The following is a 22,962-nucleotide window of genomic DNA, read 5'->3' as shown; positions in this document are numbered from 1 at the left end:
ATGAAAATCAATTTAACAAGGATTTGTTTGCTGCTAACCACCGTCACTTCGATTACAGGATGGTGTGCAGAGTACGAGTACACCATTAACAGTAATGTTCGCCGCAGCGATAACATCAATCAAAGCGCAACGCCTCGTGCTGGCAATACGTATGCGACCGGTTTTTCCTTTAGTTTACGCAACAGCAGTAATATAAATTGGGATGCCAACTTTACCGGCACATTTAATCACGAGCGATTTTCTGACGAAACCACCGACGATCAAAAGCAAAAAGAATTCAGCGGCAGTCTCAATTACCACCCTACAACCAGTAACTTTACTTTTCGACTGGTCGATACGTTAACCCAATCGCCACAAAACCGATTTTCCACTCAGTCGGTTGGCAATCTTCGCGAAACCAATACCATTGCTGCGATACCCGCTTACTTTTTTCGGTTGAGCTCGGTTGAACGCGTTAATATTACTGGCAACTATACCAAAACTCGCAATAACAACATCAGCACTGGCACCGATACGTTCGACGGTTCACGGCACACTGAACAACTCAGTTTGGACTACCAGAGGCAATTAAATTCCAGCCAAACCTTTTATCTGGTCGGAAGCCAGCAAAATGTAGAATACGAATCCAGTCGCGGCATTGATTACCAACAATACGATGTATTTTTACGGTGGGTCGTGAGCGGCCGTGCCACACGTGTTCAAGTGGAACTTGGGCAATCGGTTATTCAAGACGATCTTAAAAATGAGCTCGATACCGAACTGGCAAGCCTTACTATAAACCGGCAAATGAACTTTACCCAATCGCTGCGCTTTTACGCTCGTACCGGTTTTGATTCCGAGATTGACGTTGACTTTTCTGGCGGTGAAGCCGTCATTGACAGCGAAAGCAATAACTTTATTAACGCGCAAAAAGTGGACGAAGCCTCATTGTCCTACATTTACACGAACGATGGCTTTAACATCACCACACGTATGTTTCGAACCCATACCGAAAGTACGGTAATGAACGAAAGAGAGCGTCAACGCGGGCTAACGCTTTCGGGCAGTTACCCCATCAGTCGTTTGTTTCGTGCCAATAACCGTGCGACCTTATCGATGAATGTGACCTACACCAAAAATAATTTCGACAATCCGCTGGCTCCAGTGACAGAAAACGAAGTGACGCTTACTGAAATACATTACAGCCAATCATTTAATTCCGATGTCGCTTTTTTTGTTGAGTTAAGCCAACGGCAGGCTTCAAGTGACGGCACAACATCGGCGTTTTACGGTGCAGACTCAAGTTCCATTGCCATCGGCTTCAGTTACTCTCCCAGAGGCCGTTTCTAACCTTTAATCGACCCTTTTCAGGAGCCCAAATGAACCATAACAATTCGCTCCCGCTTAATCGACGCCAATTTATACGTCTCGGTGCGACCACCGGCGGAGTATTAACTTTAGGTATTCCGTTAAGTGGCTGTTCGTCAAGCTCCGACTCCGAAAGTTTTGTCGCCAACGCCTGGCTTACAATAACCGCTCAAGGGCTTGCGCTATTAACCCTACCAAAAATGGAAATGGGCCAAGGTATTCGCACATCATTGTGCGCCATTGTTGCCGATGAATTGGATATCGAATGGGATGCAATTGAAGTGTTATCCGTCGATTATGATGAAGCGCTCGGTAACATGACCACGGCAGGAAGCGCCAGCATGATTGAAATGTGGTTACCGTTACGTCAAGTTTGCGCTTCGGCGCGTGCGATGTTGATCGCTGCGGCGGCAAGCAGCTGGTCAATTAAAGACTCTCTCTGTATCACTCAAGCGGGTAAAGTGATCCGTACCGACAATCAACAAAGCCAAGACTACGGTACACTAAGCCGTCTGGCTCAATTGCAAACACCTCCGCAAAATCCGGTATTAAAACAAAATCAGGCGCTAAAAAAAGTCGGCACTTCTTTTAAAAATAGGGATGACCCAGCCATTGTGACTGGAAACATCCATTACGGCATCGACCAACGAATTCCGAACTTAAAATACGCCGCCATCGCTCAAGCACCTCAATTTGGCGCCAAGTTGAAGTCGGTAACGGAAAATAATGTTTTACAAACCAAAGGCGTGCTAGCCATCGTTGAGTTAAAAAATGCCGTTGCCGTAGTGGCTAACAGTTACTGGCGAGCGGAGCGGGCCTTAAAACAATTGAATATCGAATGGCACGACGTACCGTCACCCAAAAGCGATGCCATCATCCGCCGCTCCTACCAACAATTGTTGCAACAACCAGGCTCTCCAGAAATAGAAAAAGGAAAAGCAGCCCCTTCTAGTGCACCAACACTGAGCGCCGAATTTGAAATCTTTTCACAGGCCCATGTCACGATGGAGCCAATGAACTGCACCGTTAAAATTGACGATAACGGTTGTGATATCTGGACGCCTACTCAGAATCCAGCTGGAGCGATAAGCATCGCGCGCGAATTGCTCGAATCGGGCGTTAAAAAAGTGATGGCAAAAATGTTTGGCAGCGACATTCGACTTCATACCACCAATATGGGCGGTGGCTTTGGTCGTCGATTGCAAAGTGATTTTGTTCAACAGGCGGTACAAATCGCGCAGCAAAGTGGCTTTCCAATTCAGTTGATTTGGTCACGCAGTGAAGACATTCAACACGACTACTATCGCCCTTATACCTTGCACAAAATTGCCGCCCATTTGTCGGACAACACCAGTGAAGCACGGATCGAGCACTGGCAACATCGAGTCGTCGGCCCCTCTCACGGCCGCTCAACCGGAGGAGCGAGCAATATAGCTTACCAACTGGAAGGTCTACACATCGATTATCACGTGGAAAAAACTGGCGTACCCGTCGGCTCTTGGCGTGCCATTGGTCCCGCTCATAATGCGTTTGTCATTGAATCCTTTATTGATCATCTGGCACATCATATCGGACAAGACCCCATCAATTTTCGACGTCAACGTTTGAAGTCTGATCCGCGACTGCAACAGCTGTTTGAAACCCTGGTCGAGTTTTCGAATATCACGAGTTCGCCCGATACGTTTTTCGGTATTGCCCTCAACCAGGGGTTTGGCAGTTATTGCGGGCAAGTGGTCAAACTGGTTAAAAGCAATGATGGTATTAAAATCAGTGATATCTACTGTGTAACCGACTGTGGACTAGTGATTAATCCCAATGCGGTTCACGCGCAAATGGAAGGCGGTATTTTGTACGCACTGAGCGCAACCCGCACAGCAATCAATATTGAGCAAGGTCGGGTGAAACAGTCGAATTTTCACGATTACCCTATTCCGACTATCGCCGATACACCGCACATTCACGTGAAATTGATGCGCAACCAACATGCTCCTGGCGGCGTGGGAGAAATAGCCGTACCGCCACTGGCTCCGGCGTTGGCCAATGCTCTTTTCCAAGCAACCGGAAAGCGAGCACACAAGCTTCCATTCGAAATTGAGTTTTAGAAGGTTACCCTACCGTAACTTAACATTCGAAAATTGGGAGTATAACCTCGATAATGGTTTTACTTTTGGCTAAACCCTAAAGCTTGGGCGTAGTAATTGACGCCCAATAATCGTAAAATAGCCGCCCTTGTCAAAACCTTATCGGATTGCATCGAACCAATTGCAATCACAACTGAAAAGGATTTTCGCTGGTGCCAAAACACTCAATCCGCAACGCTTTTACGGTCGATGTTGAAGACTACTTTCAAGTAGAGGCCATGAGCAAAGCCGTCGACTCCAACCACTGGGATACTTACGATTGTCGTGTAGAAAAGAACACGCATCTCATCCTCGACATGCTTGATGAACGCCAGCAAAAGGGAACGTTTTTCGTACTCGGATGGATTGCCCAGCGATATCCACAACTGGTGAAAGAAATCGCAATGCGAGGGCATGAAGTTGCCTCACACGGTATGTCCCACAAATTGATTTATAAACAGGAAATTGAAGTGTTTCGTAAAGAAACATTCGATTCCAAAGCGTTGCTCGAAGATCTGGTGCAACAGCCGATTTTAGGTTATCGCGCTGCAACTTACTCCATTACCGAAAAATCACTTTGGGCACTGGACATTCTTGCCGAAGCTGGATACCAATACGACTCCAGTATTTTTCCGATGCGCCATGACAACTACGGCATTCCGGATATCAACCCCGAGCCCCACCTATTAACGACACCTTCCGGTGCAAAACTGGTGGAGTTTCCAATCTCAACGCTCAAAAAAGCAGGACTCACCTTACCGATTGCTGGTGGCGGTTATTTTCGTTTGTTTCCTTATCCGTTTACGCGCTGGGCTTTGCGCCAACTCAATAATAATAATCGGTCTTTCGTGTTTTATATTCATCCTTGGGAAGTCGATCCGCAACAACCCCGTATCAACGGCATCAGTCGCTTTTCAAAGTTCCGACATTACAACAATCTGGAAAAATGCGAGCAGCGATTACGGCAACTCACTCAAGATTTTTCCTGGACCAGCATGCAACAGGTATTAACCGACATGCAATTACTTTCACCAGCAAAAGCATAATCAGGTTTTAGCGTGGCAGAACAGAAAAAAGAAATCGGCCGTTTTTTCAAACATTCCTACATTTATGCGATTGGTAACGTGATCAACCGCATTGGTGCGTTTTTACTGCTACCGGTTTACACCAATTACTTAACACCCAGCGAATATGGCGCACTGGAACTGTTTTACAGTGTGAGTGCGGTAATTTCAGGCTTCCTTTCTATTGGGTTGGCCCATGCGACGTTGCGCTTTTACTTTGATTACGACGATGATAAAAATCGTAATGCTGTGATTTCCACCAATTACATCGCCGCTCTCGTACTGAGTTTGGTTGGCGTATCACTGGTTGGCATCTGGTATCAAGAGCTTTCGGTACTGGTATTTTCATCAGAAGACTACAGCAACGGCGTTTTAATCATACTCGGTACACTCGTTTTTGAGCTGTCGTCACAAATTTGTTTGGCCTATGTTCGCGCTATAGAGCGCTCATTATTTTTTGTATACATTGCAATTGCGAAACTTTTAATTCAAGTTGCGTTGAATATTTACTTAGTGATTTTCGCTAATCAGGGCGTACTCGGAATTTTACTTGGCAATTTCATTGCTGTATTAATCGGTTGGTTGATTCTGACCGTGTTTACGCTTTCTCGGTGTCAATTGGCCTTTCACTATCACAAGCTTACCGTAATTCTGAAATACAGTTTACCCTTTTTACTGGGCACCATCACCTCGCTTATCGCTTCTAATGTCGATAAGTTCAGTTTAAATTACCTCGATGCTTTGGGTACCGTTGGTATCTATATGCTGGCAATGAAATTCAGCATGATTATCGAACAGTTGATCGGCGAACCATTCAGTCGCTCTTACGGCTCATTTCGTTTTTCCATTATGAAAAATGACAATGCTGCCGCAATCCAAAGTGATATCGTAAAATATTTATGTTATACCACGGTGTTTGTAGCGCTTGGGATCAGTTTATTTATCGATGATTTGCTGAAGTTAATTTCTGCAAAAGAGTTTTGGCCGGCCAGTGTCATTGTACCTATCATCATGATTGCTTCCATATTAAAAATCATGAACTACCCCATTCAGACGGGAATCCTTTACGCAAAAAAAACCAAATACTTTTTCTATATTGGCGTAGTGTCAGCGATAGTGAGTACCGTTGGCAATCTTTCCTTGATCCCTGTTATGGGTATTTACGGGGCCTGCATTACATTAATTGTAACCAGTTTAATATCACTTATACTCATGCATAAAAAGTCACAACAATATTTTGCTGTGACTTACGATAACAAACGAATGCTACTCAGCCTACTGTTCGCCTGCTTACTTTACTTAATGTCGTTACCCATTAGCTCTCTGGCACTTTATATTAGCATGCCGCTAAAGGCGGTATTAGTATCGTTTTATTTGATTGCGCTACTTAAATCTAACTGGTTTCTTGACGCGAGTGAACGCGAAAAAGTGGCTCAATTTTGGCGTATAAAAATTATGCGTAAAACAGCCAAGGAATAGTCCATGAGAAAAAAAGATGCCTTTGCTAAATTAATTGACTGGACACTTCCCGATGGTTTGATGACTCGACTAAAAGGCAGCGGACACAATAATTTATTGGTGCTGGCTTATCATCGAGTGTGCGATATCAATCCGGAAAATTACGATTACGATCTCGAACTTATTAGCGCCTCAACACAACAGTTCGAGTTTCAAGTGAAGTTTCTAACTCGATATTTCAACCCCATCAGCATGGCCCAGCTCGAACATTACATTAATGACGGGATACCTCTTCCCAAAAATGCGGTTTTGTTAACCTTTGATGATGGATTCGATGACAACTACCATTCGGCCTTTCCGATTTTAAAAAAGTACAATTGTCCAGCAACGATATTCATCAGTACTGATTTTATATCCAGTGATGGTTCTATATGGTTTGATCAACTGGCGGCGTTGGTTCGTCGATTTCCAGGCGACGAGCTCGTCATTAAACCTTTGAATAAAAACTATCGACTTAATGGAGAAAACCGTGAAGCAGCCATCGCACGTGTACTCTCCGATTTTAAAGCCATCAGCAATTCCGATCGTCAAATCGCATTAAATCACTTGTTTACTCAACATGCCGATCTCATCAGTCAATTAAATAATCGCCAAAGCAAAATGCTCAACTGGGAACAAGTGCGAGAAATGGATGCTTCAGTGATCGACTTCGGCTCTCATACAGTCACTCACCCTATTCTGACTCAGCAAGACGATCATGAACAACGGTTCGAGTTGGAGCACTCAAAAGCGATTATGGAACAGCAGTTAAAACATCCGGTGGTGTCGGTATCTTACCCTGATGGTAACGAAAATGCCTTTAACCAGACTACAATCGATATCGCAAAAGAACTGGGCTACCAAATTGGTTTTTCTTATCTATCGGGCGTGAATGCTTTACCATTAAAAGAGCATTTTACTTTGAAGCGACTACACGTCGAGTATTATATCGACAACAGTCATTTTAAAGCCTTAATGTGCTTTCCTCAGTTGTTTGGAGAACATTAATATGGAAAAGCCTTTGGTAACCGTTATTTTACCCACCTATAACCGGGCATACTGCCTGGAAAAATCACTGAATGCCATATTCGATCAATCGTATCAAAATCTGGAAGTCATCGTGGTGGATGATGGCTCCACCGACAACACTCAACAGGTGATTGAAAAATTTAATGACAAAGTACGATACATTTATCAGAAAAATGGTGGTGCATCTCAAGCCCGTAATCGCGGCATTCAAGAGGCACAAGGTGAGTTTGTTGCTTTCGCCGATTCTGACGACGTTTGGAAACCCGAAAAAACCAAACAACAACTGAAGTTTTTTAATCAACACCCGGAAATTGGCCTTTGTTTTACCGACGCTAGAATTAACAAAGATGGCGTGTTAAAAGAAAAGTTTCAAGTGATCCCTCACAACGAAAGTGCCATTTATGGTCTGAAAGAAGTGCTCGAAGATCCCTATTTTGGCTTACCTACCGTCATGATTAAAAAATCGGTTCTCGATCAAGTAGGGTTGTTCGACGAATCACTGAAGTCTGCTGAAGACTTGGATCTTTATTTTCGTATTGCGCTGCTCTTTCCTATTGGCTATTTGCATCAAGTGTTAGCAACGATTTACGTTAGTGAAGACGGCCTGAGTTCCGACGGTGACAGTTTTGAAAACAACATACGCGTGCTCAGCCGTTTCGTTAAAGCAAATAATGTTGCCTGCCAAAATGCGGGCTTTGATTCAGCGAAAGCCTTGTCAAATATTCATTTTGAGTACGCTAAATCGTTACTCTGGAAAAAACACTCACATAAAGCGCGCCAACAACTGCAACACGCTATCAGTTATAACGCCAGAATCCCCATGTTTTACTACTACTTAAAGTCTTTTATTAAATAACTATGAATGATACTGCACAAGGGTTTGTCGCCAAAAGCTCTCCTTTACCCTGGTGGTTGATGCTTGGGGATGCTGTTTTTGGTGAACTGCTAATGTTGGGCACCTTCGATGAGTCCACTCTCATTTTCTTACGACAACTGGCTTCAAAAGTGGTTGTCAATCCTGACATTGAGAGTTTAGAAACACAACAATTTGACGCAGCCATTATTCAAGACTATTCGCATACCGCAAACGATTCGCTTTTACAAATCGTTTATCACCAGCACTTAAAAGACAAACGTGCGCTCATATGTTTGGAAGCGAACATCTATCGGTTAACAAATTTTCGAAAACACCCTCTATCGGTAGCATTGAACTGCTTTCGCTTTAATCGCCTACAACAAATGAAACAAATTTTTCCTGATGCAATCATTAATTGGTTACCATCAACCTGTTATCAAAATAACATTCACGACTCTTTTGCACACCAACATTACTTTACCAATAAAAACACCTTTTTAGCGAAAGAAAAAGTCCGAAAGTTACTTTTTAATTCAACGCTCTGTCGATGTTTTAACAATACTCACATTTGGATGGTGCAATCCCAAAACGCTTCGCCAAATCTTATTGACATTTTAAAGTCCGAAGTCGCTGATCAACTCGAGCTTCAACAAGACATTCAATGGACAGGTGTTTTCTATAAGTTTGGTAAGCTGATTTTCAGTTTTGCTGATGCCGCTATTCCAGTACGGCGCTATGTTGCAGTACTCGCTTTTAGTCAAGCTGCGGTAGAACAGCGCCATAACGAGATGCATACGATTAAAACTTTGCTTGATCACGAGAATAACAAAAATTTAGTGAATGGTGAGGTAAAACACTGCTTACTTCATGGATTTAATACCTTTATCATGCAGCAAGGCATCGGACTCACAGTCGACGTGCCTCACCATGCAATTGAGTCAATGACTGACAATGCTTTTGAAGCGCTCATGCAACTCGCCGAGTCAACGTATAACAATACGTTCGATATTGAACAGCAAAAACAATACATACAACGTTGGGTAACCACTTTAAATCAACGCACACCTGGTTACGAAGCTCAAATCCAACAAGTGGAAGCGTTTATTAATGCTCAGCTTGAAAGGTTATCGTTGCCATCGGTCACATTTCATGGTGATGCAAAGTTAGAAAATTTTTTGCTGAATGAACAGTACCAAATTGCATCAATTATTGATTGGGAACTGTCTCAACTGCAAGGATTTCCTCTACTCGATGTGTTTTATCTCGTCAATTACAACAACGAAACCAAGCAGCACTGCCAATTTGGACAAGCTTTTTGTCAGCTCCTTGATGGAGATCTTTCCGAGCAAGATAGCCAACGTATAAAATTTTACTGTCAAAAATTCGGTATTAACGAACAACAACAAACTCTATTATTGATACTATTTTTCTTACATCACTTTGGTGAACGGTTTCACGTCAACTCCCAAAAAGCTTCCTCATTAAACTCATTTAAACTCAGTTTACAAAAAGTGATGCTCACCATTGAGTCGGTTAAAGGAACACAATCATGATTGAATCTTTGCTTTACTTTCTGTTATGGGCAAGTGCGGTACTTTTTCTTTACAACTATTTTGGTTATCCCCTGTTATTAAAAGTACTGACCTACAACAAAATAGACGAACACGAGTTAAAAGTTTCTAAGGTTGATGAACTCAATAATGTGCCAAAAGTCAGCTTTATTATTGCGGCTTACAACGAAGAAAAAGTGATCGAACAAAAGCTGTCGAATACATTCCAACTGGATTATCCACGCGATCAATTAGAAATCATTGTTGTTTCTGACGGTTCCGACGACAGCACCGCTGAAATCGTCAAAGGATATTCTGATCGCGTTATTGGTCTCCACGACCCGAAAAGGGGAGGAAAATCCGCTGCATTGAATCGTGCGGTAGAACATTCAACGGGAGATATTCTTGTTTTTTCCGATGCCAATAATGACTTTAGTGAAGACGCTATTAAACAACTGATACGCCATTTTGAGGACGACGAGATAGGCGCTGTAACCGGTGCCAAACATATTTACGATAGTAGCGATCGTGAAGCAGCAGCCGGTGACGGTTTATACTGGCGCTACGAAGCCGCAATCAAACGGTTAGAAAGCCAACTTGGTTCCATCACCGCAGCCGAAGGCGAAATTTTAGCAGTACGACGTGAGTGCTTTAACCCCATTCCCGCTCACAAAGTTAATGATGATGCGGCCATCACATTTGACATTGTTAAAAGCGGTCGGCGGGTCATATACGAAGAAAATGCCAAATCCACTGAACCAGCGTCAATCGACTTAATGGACGATATTAATGTGAAAATTCGTATGACGTTTGGTGGATATCAAACCACACGATTCGAATCAAGCTATTTGTTTCCGCCTACGCATTGGTTTGCTTTTGCTTTCATCAGTCACAAGTTATTACGTTGGCTTGCACCGCACTTTTTAATCATTATTTTTATTTGCTCCATGATGTTATGGCAAGATCCTTTGGTTGGCGGTTTGCTGCTGGCGCAAATTGCTTTTTACGCTGTTGCCCTATATGGATGGAAACGACGCACTCAATCGTTACCCACTTTGATTTATGTACCCATGTATTTTACCGTGATGAATTTTGCACTCTTTTTAGGGTTTTTACGCTACCTGGAAAACACCAACCAGGTTCAATGGAAAAAGGCTGAACGATAAATGATATATCTGGCAATTGTATTTTTATTAACAGTTTTCTCAGCGCTGGCACTTTATCTGATTTTAAAATCACGTAATATGCATTTGTGGATTTTACCCTACATAAAATCTCATAGCGAACGAAAAAATAAGGCACCGAAAAAGTATATTTACTTTGCCATTGCCGATCATTATGAACCTTATTTTCAAGGGGTACCGCAACAAACCGCTCGAGGTTTGGTCGACAGCTGGATCAAAAATTATGAAGCGATTGCAGTAAAATACCGTGACTCCGATGGCAATCACCCACAGCACTCCTACTTTTACCCCATCGAAGAATACGACGAATACATCATTTCAGAACTCAAGAAAACCTGTGACCGCGGCTTTGGTGACGTCGATATTCATTTACATCACGATGACGATACTGCAGAAAACTTGCGGCAAACACTGAATGACTTTAAACAGCTCATGTCGAATAAACACCAACTGTTGCGCACTAATGAGGCCGATGAGTTGGTCTACGGTTTTATTCATGGTAACTGGGCACTGGATAATTCTCGTCCTGATGGGCGTTGGTGCGGAGTGAACAACGAGATTGAAGTTTTGTTGGATACCGGTTGTGTCTACGATATGACCATGCCTTCCGCACCGAGTGACACACAAACGCAAACCGTAAATTCCATTTATTGGGCAAAAGAAACCGGTTGCGCTAAATCGCACGATACCGGAGAAAGGGCCAAAGTTGGGCAATGGTTTAAAGATCAGTTATTGATGATCCAAGGGCCGCTGATGCTGAACTGGAAAAATCGAAAACTGGGCGTGATCCCCAAAATTGAAAGTGGAGAACTCTCTGGTGATGCGCCACCAAGTGCTCAACGCCTCGCCTTATGGGAAGCCGCGAATGTTCATGTACAAGGTGCTGAAGAGCATATTTTTATAAAACTACACACCCATGGTTTGCAACCCAAAAATATTAAAATGTTTTTCGAGCAAGGAGGATTCGAACAGCTGTGGCAAGACCTCAGCGAACGCTACCTGAATCAACCCGGATATCATTTAAAATACGTGAACACCTGGCAAATGTATGAAACCATCAAGCAATTGATCAAACAACCATGAAGCATCTATTACACGTCATAGAGTCGCTGGAATTTGGTGGTGCTGAAAAGGTATTGCTCAACCTAGCCAATTCCATGGTCAATGATTACAAAATTACCATTTGCTTAACCAAACGTACCGGCGAACTTGTCAAAGAAGCGGATCCACGAATCAACATCGTCTGTTTGCATGCCGGTGAAAATAATGATCTCTCGGTAATCGGAAAACTCGTTGATCTCATTTCCGAAGAAAATGTCGATATTGTTCATATTCATAATTGGAGCGTTTACCTGGAAGCAACAATGGCTGTAAAACGTTGTCGAGTACAACAATGTTTACATACGATTCACGGCCCTTACATTGACTACGCTCCACGATTTATTCCCCAAATAAAAAAACGCTTACGCAACTTTTTGGAACGACGCATGGCACGTTATGTTGATGCTTATATTTGCGTGTCTAATGCCATTCGTAACGACTTGATCAATCAAATGGGTTATCCCAAAGAGAAAGTCATGACCATTCATAACGGTATCGCCGGTCTTGATGGGCAGGTTGAGCTCCATCAACATAAAGAAAGCCAGCCAATTCAGTTTGTTGCCGTAGGCCGTCTCGCTAAAATAAAAAATTACCGCTTACTAATCGACGGTGTCGCGCAACTTAAAAACCAAGAAAACATACACCTCACGCTGGTGGGCGATGGACCTGAGCGATCCAATCTTGAAGCGCAAGCAAAACAACTGGGTATCAATGAAAACGTCAGTTTTATCGGTTTTTCTGACAATGTTGCCGAAATTCTTAAAACGATGGATGTGTTTGTTGTCACTTCGCAATACGAAGGAATTTCAATTGCGATCCTTGAAGCCATGAGTTTAAAGTTACCGGTAATTGGCACCAATGTGGGTGGAATACCGGAAACCGTAATTAATAATGAAACTGGAATGATCATCGATCAAACAACAGACAGCCTAGTCAATGCCATGCGATATTTTTGCCAGACACCCAAAGCCATTTCAGAAATGGGCGAAGCCGGTTATCAACTGTTTCTAAATCAATTCCATCAATCCATTGTTAACCGTAAATACAGACAACTTTACGAGGCGAAACTTCTGTGAGCCAACGACCATTAAAAATTCTTTATCACCACCGAACACAAGGACGAGGTGCTGAAGGCGTACACATCACCAGTATAGTGCGGGAATTAGAAAAGCTGGGCCATTCGGTGACAGTTTTGTCTCCTGCTGGTGTGGATCCACTTGCACAAGCTGGCGATGCGCCGGTTGATAAAGCTAAGGTAGAAACGCGCGGTGTCGAATCCTTATGGAAATTTATCAGTAAGCATTTACCCAACTTTTTGTTTGAATGCGCCGAAATTTTTTACAATGTGGTTGCCGCTCGCGCTCTTGAAAAAGCGTTAGCTTCGGAAAAATACGATTTAATTTACGAACGCTACGCGTTTTATTTGATAGCGGGTGCGATTAAGGCAAAGAAATACGGTATTCCATTGATATTGGAAGCGAACGAAGTCAGCGGTATTAAAGATCGCGCACGCAAGCAAAGTTTTAAGTGGCTATGTGATCGCTTTGAGAGCTTTCTATTTAAACGCTGTTTTCATATTCACACGGTTTCATCGTATTTAAAGTCGATGATTTGTGAACGCGGTTTTCCAGACGAACGGGTATTGGTCACTCCAAACGCCATCGATCCGGAAAAATTCAGCGGTCAACGCTCAAGTGGCCCATTGAAAGAAAAACTGGGCTTAAAGGGCAAAAAAGTCATCGGATTTGCGGGTTGGTTTGATCATTGGGATCGTTTGGACTTGCTTCTTGAAGTGTTTAACAAACTGCAGCAACAAGACGATGCTTTGAGACTACTGCTAATAGGCGATGGTGCAGTTCTGAATGCTTTCCGGCATCGAGCAGCTGAACTACAACTGGAAGACAAGGTTGTATTAACAGGAGCGGTGCCAAGAGCTGAAGTGCAAAATTACTTATCAATGCTCGATATTGCGGTCATCACACATTCCAATGAATTTGGTTCGCCGGTGGTAATGTTTGAGTTTATGGGATTGAAAATACCAATTGTCGCACCGAAACTAATGCCCATAACCGATGTTTTACAACACGATCAGACTGCACTTATATTTGATGTGCTGGACATGCAGCAACTGGAAGCGCAACTATTGAAATTGATAGGAGATGAAAACTATCGGCACCAGTTGGCAGAAAATGCCTATACCAAGTTAATGAGTGAACACACCTGGCACGATAATGCCCGAAAAATTGTTGAGGCTGTGGAGTAGCGGATTAGTGAAAGATCGAGTGCGAAAACTATTGTACGGGTTGCTGAAACCAATCGTCATTCGAAAAGGTAACGCAAATGGTGTGTACCTCACCTTCGATGACGGTCCTCACCCAAAAAACAGCGTAAAGATTTTGAACACGCTTAAAGCCTTTCAGCAGAAAGCACACTTTTTTTGGGTCGGAAAAGAAATGGAAAACTACCCTCACGTTGTCGAACAGGCAAAAAATGAAGGACACAGTATCGGATATCATTCCTTTGATCACAAAAGCGTAAAGCGACTCTCCCTTGGTGAGTTATACAAAGATTTTAAATTTATGCGTCGACTCGAACAGCAGTACCGAATCAAAATCGATCTCTATCGCCCGCCCTACGGTGATCTGACTTTATCGGTATTGATCTGCGCCTTGTTGTTTCGAGTAAAAGTGGTGATGTGGTCCTTGGATAGCCGAGACTCATACGATGATGTGACGACCGTATTAAAAACGGTAGATCCGAAAAAGCTGCAAGCTGGCGAAATTCTTTTGTTTCATGATGACTACGATAAAACAGCAACCCTTTTGAACGATGTATTATCGAATTATCAAAAGCAAAAAATCTCTATTGGAACTTTATAATGCCACAAGATGAGCAACGCTCACTGGTATTGGGACTCGTTTCCGAATACCCTCCACCCGCTGCAGGAATGACGGTACTGGCAGAAGACTTTGCTAATCGAATGTCTGAAGAAAACGTTAACGTCATTCGAGTGGTCACTAATCCAAACATTCGTTTTTTAAATGGATTATTAAAGATTCCATTGGTTAAAACATTTTACCGATTTACACTTTTTCTGCTGCAGTGCCTGTTCTTATTTCGGTGTGATGTGATCCACGTATTCAGTGCCTCCGGATTAAACTTTTATTTATTTACACTGCCGCCAATGGTATTTGCCAAAATTTACCGAAAACCCATAATACTCCATTATCATGGAGGAGGCGCACAGGCTTTTTTTGAAAACCGGCGCCGACTGCTGACCTGGAGTATGCGTCAATGCGATCGTTTTGTTGTGCCTTCCAAATATTTGGCACAGGTTTTTGAAAATTTTGGTTTCGCCGTTGATATTATCGCTAATCACGCCAATGTCGAACGCTTTCAATCTCAAAAGCGCAGTTTCGATAAACCGGTTGTTCTTTCGGTGAGAAACTTAACACCCGTCTACAATGTTCAATGTGCGGTGCGTGCCTTTTCGGAATTTCAAAGAACCTATCCGAACGCTGAACTATTAATTTTAGGCGATGGTCCAGAGCGCAATGATATCGAATCGCTGATCAATAAACTCAACGTAAACGGAGTCACACTCACCGGAAATGTTGCCAATGATCAAGTGGCCGAGTATTTCGCTCGCGCCAATATATTGCTCAATACGTCCAATGTCGACAATATGCCAGGCTCCATTATTGAAGCCTTTGCTAGCGGCTTACCTGTGATTACGACCGAAGCCGGTGGCATACCGTTTATGAAATTAGAAAAGCCCACTTGCTTACTCGCGCCTATCAATGATCACTTACAGTTAGCAGAACTCATGAAACAGGTAGTGCAAAACGAAACAATACGCGCCAATTTAATTGAAAGTGCCAGCGAGTATTTGCAATCATTGAATTGGGAACTCATTAAAAAACAGTGGTTAAAATTGTATTCCGAACTGAAAAATTAGCGTACCGCAAAACCCTGAGTTTGAGTAAAACCGTCTTTTCTAAAAAACGTTACTCAATCCCCATTGACCATTTGGTTTTACGAATTTTACTGTCGCTAAAAATGGTGATTACTGACTTTGGAAACGATAAAACGCCGCTTGCCCGATTCCGGTACTTCAATATCATTCACCACACGTACTTCAACCCTCGCTTTACCCTCGACCATTTGTTCCGTAGAGGACTTTACATAATCTTTGAACGAGTCTGAATAATTTTCATCGGGTACAATTAAGATATCGATATGATCAATAGATTCCTGCCGAATTTGATACGCTTTTATGCCTCGAATATCACTGAAAAGAGTAGCAAAGTTTGGCGGTGTTAGAATGCGATCAGAAAGCGTGATCACATCAGCGATACGCCCTTCAATCGAACGTAAGCGAGGTAAGTACCTACCGCATTCACATTGGCCAGGATGTTCCATCACACCAAGATCACCAATTTCATACCGAATGAAAGGAAACGCATGATTACTGATATCCGTTAACACAACTTTACCCATTTCTCCGGGTTCACATTGACTGCCATCGGCACGAACAATTTCGGCAATGATGACTTCAGCATGTATGTGATAGCCCTGATGTGCTGAACACTCAGAGCCCATATAAAGCTCACGACTCCCGTACTGATCAAAAACTTTTTCTCCTTGAAATGCCTTATTAATCACTTCACGTTGCTGTGGCCATAGTTTTTCTGAACTGGTCATGATCGCTTTCAAAAAAGAAAAGTCGGCATCTGGGTGATGATTCAATATAAAACTGGCAAAGATGCTGATACCACTGGCGTAACCCCAGATACTGGTCGGTTTAAATTGCATCAGTTGCTGATAATACTTTTCCAGAATTTCTTCGGTTAAAAAGGCAACGGAATAATCACGATATCGCTGTAGAAAATACACGATTTTATTTTGCAAACTTTGACTTTGTGAATAATCAAAATGTGAACCCGACATTTGCACGGTGCGTTCGCCCAAGCGGGTATTTCCCCATTCCGCAGCGCGATAAACGCTGGCTCGGTTCCAATCCATTCCGCGCTTATCCCAATAGTAAAACATCGGTTCTCCAGTTGAGCCACCGGTACGACTTTCAACAAAGCGATCATCTGCTATGTTGGTCGATTTAATATGTTGCTGATACTGACGAATATCGTCTTTTTTAAGCAGCGGAAGTTGCTCAAGTTGCTTTAATGAAGTGAAAGGCAATTCAATGTGCGACAAGCGCGGTGCATGAAAAGGCGAATGATCACGTGCCTGCAATAACAACTCATTGAGTCGCGCTAATTGCCAAGCTTCAATCTGCTCGCGATCCCAATGTTGGGATTTCCTTAAAAACTGCAGTCGATCTATGGTTTTTCGCCCCCGCAACTTATCCATGGCTCGAAAAAAAACATCCTGATAAAAATCCATAATTGACTCTCGATTATCTGACTAAAACATGCGTTATTTTAGGCAATTGCACTGGCCTTGTCAGTAGTTATTTCGAACCGCTGATTGTGCTATGATCCACAGCGCTATGGAAAGGTGGCTAATCGCAATACAGCGTATAGAATTCGTCGGACCACCTTGCACTGAATCAGACTGAGGCATTCAATCATTCCATGATTTTTTTGTATTTAATTACGCTGCTTATTGCTCCTCAATTGTGGATTGAGCCCTTTGTCGGCTGGCGAACCGATTTAATCGTGTACCCAATATGGATGATCGTGCTTGCTGCAAAAGGTAAAATCGATCGTTTTACCAAGTTTAACACGCTCGATTATTTTCTATTGGCCTATATTTTTTGGATCATCGTTTCCTCCATCGTCAACCCCAGCAATGCGTTAACCAGCGAAAAAATCGTCAATTACATCAAGTGGTTTATTCTGTTTAAGTTGGTTGTTGCGACCATTGAAGATCTGGAAGGCTTACAACGTGCTGGATTTCGAGTCTTAATACTGGTTTATGTCATTGTGGTTGAAGGCATTCAACACAAATTATCACCCGATGGTATTGGTTGGGCGGGGCAAAGCTTAGGCTGGGTCGATCAAAGCGTACTCGATGCCGGTGGAACCGGGCGTACTCAATGGATAAATATTTTCGACGGTCCTGGCGTATTTTGTGTGCTCTATACTCTCGGCCTGCCCTTTGTTCTTCAGTACCTGGACAAACATTTCGGCACCTTTAAAAAGCTTTTAACCTTGGCAGCACTGGTGCCCCTGTTAATTGCGATCTGGTACACCGGATCTCGCGGCGGCTTTCTAGCAACGATTGGTATTTTTGGTTTGTATTTTCTGATGCGCAGCATCGAACACATTAACATATCCATTTCCAAATTGATTGCGGTAGGCGCTCTGGCATTTTCCGTTTTGTTGTTAGCTCCCAGTCATCTTACTCAGGTGAAAGACGAAAATAATTCGGCACAACATCGGGTCGATATGTGGATGCAAGGGCTGGAAATGGTCACACAAAATCCTGTGTTTGGTATTGGCCGAGGAAACTACGCCGGCTACACCGGCAGTTTGATTGCGCATAATTCCGCGATTGAAAATATGGGAGAACTTGGATTTCCGGGGCTGTTTTTCTGGGTCGCAGCCTATTACTGGGCTTTTTATAACATTTATTATTTTGTAATTAACTCCAAAGTGAAACGGCACGTTTCCATCGCTCGTGCCGTTTCTTTGGCAATGGTCGGTTATTTAATCAGCTCAATGTTCGTGACTCTTGAATATGAAACACAATTTTTTCTGTTTGGAATGGCCGCAGTGGTTGAAAGAGCCAATGAAGGTAAAATTAAGTTTACTGCGTTAGACTTTTGGAAAATTTTTATGATAAGTCTTGGCTGGATCGCACTGGTTCGTGTTTTCGTTGCGCTCTACTATTAGCCATGTATAAAACACCCTCGTGTATATAGCCATACGAGATTTTACATTCAATGTTCTTACTGCTTTCTTTACTTATCAAGGTTGAAGTAAAAATTTATTGATTGAAACAGCAACTCTATAAATGCTTTTAAGTGATAAAGTTTTTAGTGTTTATCAGTAAAGGTAATTTTAATTTTTGAAACTGTGATTTATTACCAAATTCTCAATTTAATCCAGCTACTTTTTTGTAGGTATTTTACTTTTCATATACAATTTTAAGACTGATATTTTTCCAGGCTGCAATCATGTATGTGTTTTCTTTTTCATTAGCAAAACGCCGTTTTGCTAAGGTTTTTCTATTGTTTTCTTTTTCTGTTTTATTGACCGCCTGTGGAGGCAGTAGCTCCCCAGAAACGTCATCTAATCCAGATATTTCAATCGTCGCAAACTACCCGACCAGCGTTTTTGTCGGCCAGATGTACGACTATACGCCAACCGTTTCTAATGCCAGTGGCACTTTAACAGCTTCAATTGAAAACCTTCCCAGTTGGGCACAGTTCGACACCACGACCGGAAGACTTTACGGCACCCCGGAAGCAGGAGATATCGGAATCTATTCCGATATCGTTGTTTCGGTTACTGACGGTACCAACACGGCTTCAACATCGGCGTTTTCGATTACCGTTAGTGTCGATACATCTGGCAATCAACCACCGGTCGCAAATGACGTCAATGCCAGCACCGTTGTGGGTGTTGAAATCGAGATCGAATTGGGACCGTTAACCGACGGTGATGGCGATACGCTCACTTACGACTTTTCCGGAACAACCAATGCCAGTATTGGCAACGAGCCCAATGTGTTGTTGTATACCAATAATACCGTTGAAACCGAAGTCTTCGAATTCACCGTTTCCGATGGTGTTTACACACCGGTTTCAGGCACCGTTACGGTGATTGTCACCGCACCCGATGTTACCACTTACTTTATTTCACCTTCTGGTAGTGACAGCAATAACGGTCAGTCAGCTTCCACGCCTTGGAAGTCGTTTGAAAAAGCGTTCGATGCCGATAATGGCGGTATGACTGGCGGTGATGAACTCATACTGCTCGACGGTACCTACTCCATCGCTAACGAAACCGGGATCATGCGAGAAGTCACTGATCACGGTGATCCATTGGATTTTTCGGCAGCCATTCCTTCTGGCTTAAGCCGTGAGTTTCCTACCGTCGTTCGCGCGGCGACACCAGGCAATGCCATTGTCGAAGGAAGCCCAGAAATCTTCCCAGTGTTTATTGGTCGCTCCTCTCGAAAAGATCAATTTATTGAAATTCGAGGATTGCGCTTTATTGGTGGTGGTCAACTATTTAACTCGCAATACATAGTGATTAAAGACACTTCATTTAATGGCACATTGAGTGTCGGTACCAACGATCATGACAATGGCAATACGCACAACTTGATCGAAGACGTTTGGATCTGGACCGATAACAAACGCTTTTCAGCCATGAACTATCGCGCGCACAGTAACGTCTGGCGTCGCGTTGTAATTCGTAGCGACGGTTGTGACGAAACCGGATGCGAAGGTGCACCAAAACCCGATCCCAGTATTGGTATGACGGTTTACGAATCGCAAGATGTTTCCGTGCAAAACATGATCATAATCGATCGCGAGTTACGCAACGATGAACCCTACAGCGATTTTGCAACCGCACAGCACAACGAAGACACGCAATACTTTTTAGGTCGCAACGAATGGTTGGGCAATTTATCGGTGAATTCACAAGACGCCGCTCTCCATTTTGAAGCGGATAACGTCACCGCTGGTGGCGATCCTATTTGGACCATCAAGCATTTTATAGCGGTAGGTAATGCCGATGGCGGCATCAATATCGGTAACAAACCTTATAACTATGACGATGTCGGACAACCGCCTTCCGTTATTGAAAACGCAACGTTAATCTTGACCAATGCCGGAGATAATCGCAGCGTTATCCGTGTCGATCCGCAGCAAACCGAAGTTATTGCGCGCAACACCGTTACCATTGGTGGTACGCGCGCTGGTTACAACATGAATGGTTCATCGGTAGAAAACTCGGCGGGTTACAACCCAATGGCGACCGAAGGCGACTTCGATATAGCCACTTGCATACAAAACTGTATTGAATTGAACTCGGATCCGCTCACCGACGGCTCCTTGTTGTATCCACTGCAAGTGGAAGCGGGCTCCAACCTCGACAATGCCATTGATGGTGTGGATATTGGTGCCAGTATTTTGTATCGCTACGGAACCGATGGTTCCATTGTCGAAGATGCCGATTACAACACCCTAACAGGCACCTCTTTGTGGCCCTGGCCTAACGAGGATCGCATCAAGCAAGAAATGTGTGTTGATGCTGGAGTCACTCGCGGCTTTTGTTCCAACGACACACGTGGTGACGGTGGACCCATCACATTAACCAGTTACATTTGGGAATTCTTCGGTAATACCATGCCCGACACCATTTATCCCTAAATATCTTCTGTTTATATCCCCAATCAATTGCTCTCGAAGTGCAGAGAGCAATTGACCCTCATTCACGATTTTGTATAATCCGGTGCGTTCAAGGACAAACCCAATGGATAACATGAATCGTTTTTTAATCACTTGTTTATTAATCACACTGATCAGCGCTTGCATTAGTCAAGTAACCACCGTAAACGCCAAAACACACGAACACGCTAACACTGGCGAGTTTTATATTTCTCCTGAAGGCGATGACAATAACGATGGACGCAGTACTAAAACCCCTTGGCGCAGCTTTTACCACGCGTTTCATAACTCTGACTTTCGACCAGGCAATACACTTTTTTTGATGCCCGGAACTTATTCAATAGAAACAAAAACCGGTATATTGCGTGAAGTCAATTATGACGGTGACACATTGGATTTTTCGGCAGCGATTCCTTCAGGAAAAAATCGTCAACATAGAACACAGATAAAAGCGCTTGAGCCGGGTACTGCCGTGATTGTCGGAAATCCCGACTTACATCCGATTTTTATTGGCCGCAAACAACGTAAAGATCAATGGATCACCATTGATGGCCTGAAAGTGATTGGCGGTTTATCGTTGTATAATACAAAGTTCGTTACCGTTAAAAATACCGGAGTTGAAGGAACGCTTAGTATTGGTACAAACGATCATCACCATCAAAACGAATACAATTTGATTGAAGATGTTTGGGTATGGACCAATAACCGTCGTTTCTCCGCTATGAATTATCGCGCTCATCACAACGTTTGGCGACGTGTCGTGATCCGCAGTGATGGCTGCGACAAAGCAGGTTGTGAGTCAGCACCGAAAGCCGATCCCAGCATTGGATTTTCGGTATACGATTCGCACGATGTCTCCGTACAAAATGTCATCATTGTCGATCGTCTGATCCGCAACGATCGATACTACGGTGACTTTGCAACCGCGCAGCACACCAATAAAGAAAAAATTAAAACCGATACCATTGACGGCACGCACTATTTTCTTGGACGCAACGAGTGGCTCGGCAGTATGAGCATTAACTCACAAGACATAGGACTGCATTTTGAAGCCGATAACGTCCTCACCAGTGGCGATCCCATCTGGACCATCAAACACTTTGTCGCTGCAGGTAATGCATTAGGCGGTGTCAACCTGGGTAACCGTCCTTACAATTATGAAGACGCAGGCAATCCACCCAGCGTCGTCGAAAACGTTTCCATTTTTATGTCACAAACCGAACCGAATATCAGTGCCATTCGCGTTTCGCCAGGACAAGATTCCGTCATCATTAAAAACAGTCTGACGATTGGCGCAACACGCACCGGTTACAATGCACGTGGCAGTCGCGTCGAAAACTCTTTAAGCTTTAACCCAAAATCTACCGAAAAAAAGTTTGACGTCGCCGAATGCATTGAACATTGTTATGAGCTGATACAAAGCCCAATTAAAACCGGAGCTATTCGATACCCAACGCGCAGTGAACAACCCTTACACAACAAAATAACCAATGTTGGCGCAGAAATACTTTATCAGTACGGTGTACCCGGAAGCTTTTCTGGTGATAAAGATTTCAATCGCTTAACGGACCAACCTTTATGGCCTTGGCCAAATGAAGCACGCATTAAAAAAGAAATGTGCATCGACGCCAAAATTAAACGCGGCTTTTGCAACGATGAAAAAAGTTTTAGCCAATACATTTGGGAATATTTTGGCCATTCATCTCCTTCGCGCTATGTGACACAGTAACGCTATTTAGAGCTTCAGGTATTAAAAACATTTTTTGAAATTAAAGAGAAATCTATCAACAAAAAAAGTTACGATAAGTTCACTTTTTAAATAAATGTCATTGGTAAAAAGAAATAGC

Annotated in this window: 17 protein-coding genes; 16 read left to right on the top strand and 1 reads right to left on the bottom strand. The window is 43.2% G+C overall.

Going from position 1 to position 22,962, the window contains the following annotated elements:
• From ACTUJY_RS15610 to ACTUJY_RS15550, 13 genes are all read left to right on the top strand, one after another.
• The gene (locus ACTUJY_RS15610) at positions 1–1,329 is read left to right on the top strand and encodes a hypothetical protein (RefSeq protein ID WP_463617045.1); all 1,329 of its coding nucleotides are present in this window, start codon (positions 1–3) and stop codon (positions 1,327–1,329) included.
• Between the two features lie 29 nt (positions 1,330–1,358).
• Complete coding sequence (locus tag ACTUJY_RS15605) at positions 1,359–3,449, top strand: xanthine dehydrogenase family protein molybdopterin-binding subunit (protein ID WP_463617044.1); 2,091 nt, start codon at positions 1,359–1,361, stop codon at positions 3,447–3,449.
• A gap of 191 nt (positions 3,450–3,640) precedes the next feature.
• On the top strand, positions 3,641–4,513 hold the full coding sequence (locus ACTUJY_RS15600; RefSeq protein WP_463617043.1) for an XrtA system polysaccharide deacetylase: 873 nt from the start codon (positions 3,641–3,643) through the stop codon (positions 4,511–4,513).
• 12 nt (positions 4,514–4,525) lie between these two features.
• The gene (locus ACTUJY_RS15595; RefSeq protein WP_463617042.1) at positions 4,526–6,010 is read left to right on the top strand and encodes a lipopolysaccharide biosynthesis protein; all 1,485 of its coding nucleotides are present in this window, start codon (positions 4,526–4,528) and stop codon (positions 6,008–6,010) included.
• 3 nt (positions 6,011–6,013) lie between these two features.
• Entirely contained in the window at positions 6,014–7,036 is a 1,023-nt protein-coding gene (locus tag ACTUJY_RS15590) for a polysaccharide deacetylase family protein (protein ID WP_463617041.1), read from the top strand.
• 1 nt (position 7,037) lies between these two features.
• Positions 7,038–7,913, top strand: coding sequence for a glycosyltransferase family 2 protein (locus ACTUJY_RS15585; protein WP_463617040.1), 876 nt, complete (start codon positions 7,038–7,040; stop codon positions 7,911–7,913).
• A gap of 2 nt (positions 7,914–7,915) precedes the next feature.
• The gene (locus tag ACTUJY_RS15580; RefSeq protein ID WP_463617039.1) at positions 7,916–9,466 is read left to right on the top strand and encodes an aminoglycoside phosphotransferase family protein; all 1,551 of its coding nucleotides are present in this window, start codon (positions 7,916–7,918) and stop codon (positions 9,464–9,466) included.
• A complete protein-coding gene (locus tag ACTUJY_RS15575; protein ID WP_463617038.1) occupies positions 9,463–10,629 on the top strand; it encodes a glycosyltransferase family 2 protein in 1,167 nt (388 codons plus the stop codon). Before ACTUJY_RS15580 ends, ACTUJY_RS15575 begins: the two co-directional genes overlap by 4 nt.
• Complete coding sequence (locus ACTUJY_RS15570; RefSeq protein WP_463617037.1) at positions 10,630–11,730, top strand: hypothetical protein; 1,101 nt, start codon at positions 10,630–10,632, stop codon at positions 11,728–11,730.
• Positions 11,727–12,824, top strand: a complete 1,098-nt coding sequence (locus ACTUJY_RS15565; RefSeq protein ID WP_463617036.1) for a glycosyltransferase — start codon at positions 11,727–11,729, stop codon at positions 12,822–12,824. The genes ACTUJY_RS15570 and ACTUJY_RS15565 overlap by 4 nt, the downstream gene beginning before the upstream one ends.
• A complete protein-coding gene (locus tag ACTUJY_RS15560) occupies positions 12,821–14,011 on the top strand; it encodes a glycosyltransferase family 4 protein (protein ID WP_463617035.1) in 1,191 nt (396 codons plus the stop codon). The genes ACTUJY_RS15565 and ACTUJY_RS15560 overlap by 4 nt, the downstream gene beginning before the upstream one ends.
• Positions 13,980–14,627 (top strand): polysaccharide deacetylase family protein, encoded by a 648-nt coding sequence (locus ACTUJY_RS15555; protein ID WP_463617034.1) that lies wholly within the window; start codon positions 13,980–13,982, stop codon positions 14,625–14,627. The genes ACTUJY_RS15560 and ACTUJY_RS15555 overlap by 32 nt, the downstream gene beginning before the upstream one ends.
• On the top strand, positions 14,627–15,706 hold the full coding sequence (locus ACTUJY_RS15550; RefSeq protein ID WP_463617033.1) for a glycosyltransferase family 4 protein: 1,080 nt from the start codon (positions 14,627–14,629) through the stop codon (positions 15,704–15,706). The genes ACTUJY_RS15555 and ACTUJY_RS15550 overlap by 1 nt, the downstream gene beginning before the upstream one ends.
• Positions 15,707–15,801: 95 nt before the next feature.
• Here ACTUJY_RS15550 and ACTUJY_RS15545 read toward each other — a convergent pair whose 3' ends face one another.
• Positions 15,802–17,151 (bottom strand): phenylacetate--CoA ligase family protein, encoded by a 1,350-nt coding sequence (locus ACTUJY_RS15545; RefSeq protein WP_463617032.1) that lies wholly within the window; start codon positions 17,149–17,151, stop codon positions 15,802–15,804.
• Positions 17,152–17,342: 191 nt separating this feature from the next.
• Here ACTUJY_RS15545 and ACTUJY_RS15540 point away from each other — a divergent pair, with 191 nt between their 5' ends.
• The 3 genes from ACTUJY_RS15540 to ACTUJY_RS15530 all read left to right on the top strand — a co-directional run bounded on the left by ACTUJY_RS15540 (position 17,343) and on the right by ACTUJY_RS15530 (position 22,844).
• Positions 17,343–18,605, top strand: a complete 1,263-nt coding sequence (locus ACTUJY_RS15540; RefSeq protein ID WP_463617031.1) for an O-antigen ligase family protein — start codon at positions 17,343–17,345, stop codon at positions 18,603–18,605.
• 284 nt (positions 18,606–18,889) lie between these two features.
• Complete coding sequence (locus tag ACTUJY_RS15535; RefSeq protein WP_463617030.1) at positions 18,890–21,097, top strand: putative Ig domain-containing protein; 2,208 nt, start codon at positions 18,890–18,892, stop codon at positions 21,095–21,097.
• A gap of 103 nt (positions 21,098–21,200) precedes the next feature.
• On the top strand, positions 21,201–22,844 hold the full coding sequence (locus ACTUJY_RS15530) for a hypothetical protein (RefSeq protein WP_463617029.1): 1,644 nt from the start codon (positions 21,201–21,203) through the stop codon (positions 22,842–22,844).
• Positions 22,845–22,962 lie beyond the last annotated feature (118 nt).

This window comes from Pleionea sp. WD8-19 (genome assembly GCF_055326765.1).
Note: the sequence above shows the minus strand (reverse complement) of the source record. Positions and strands in the feature narration are given on the sequence as shown.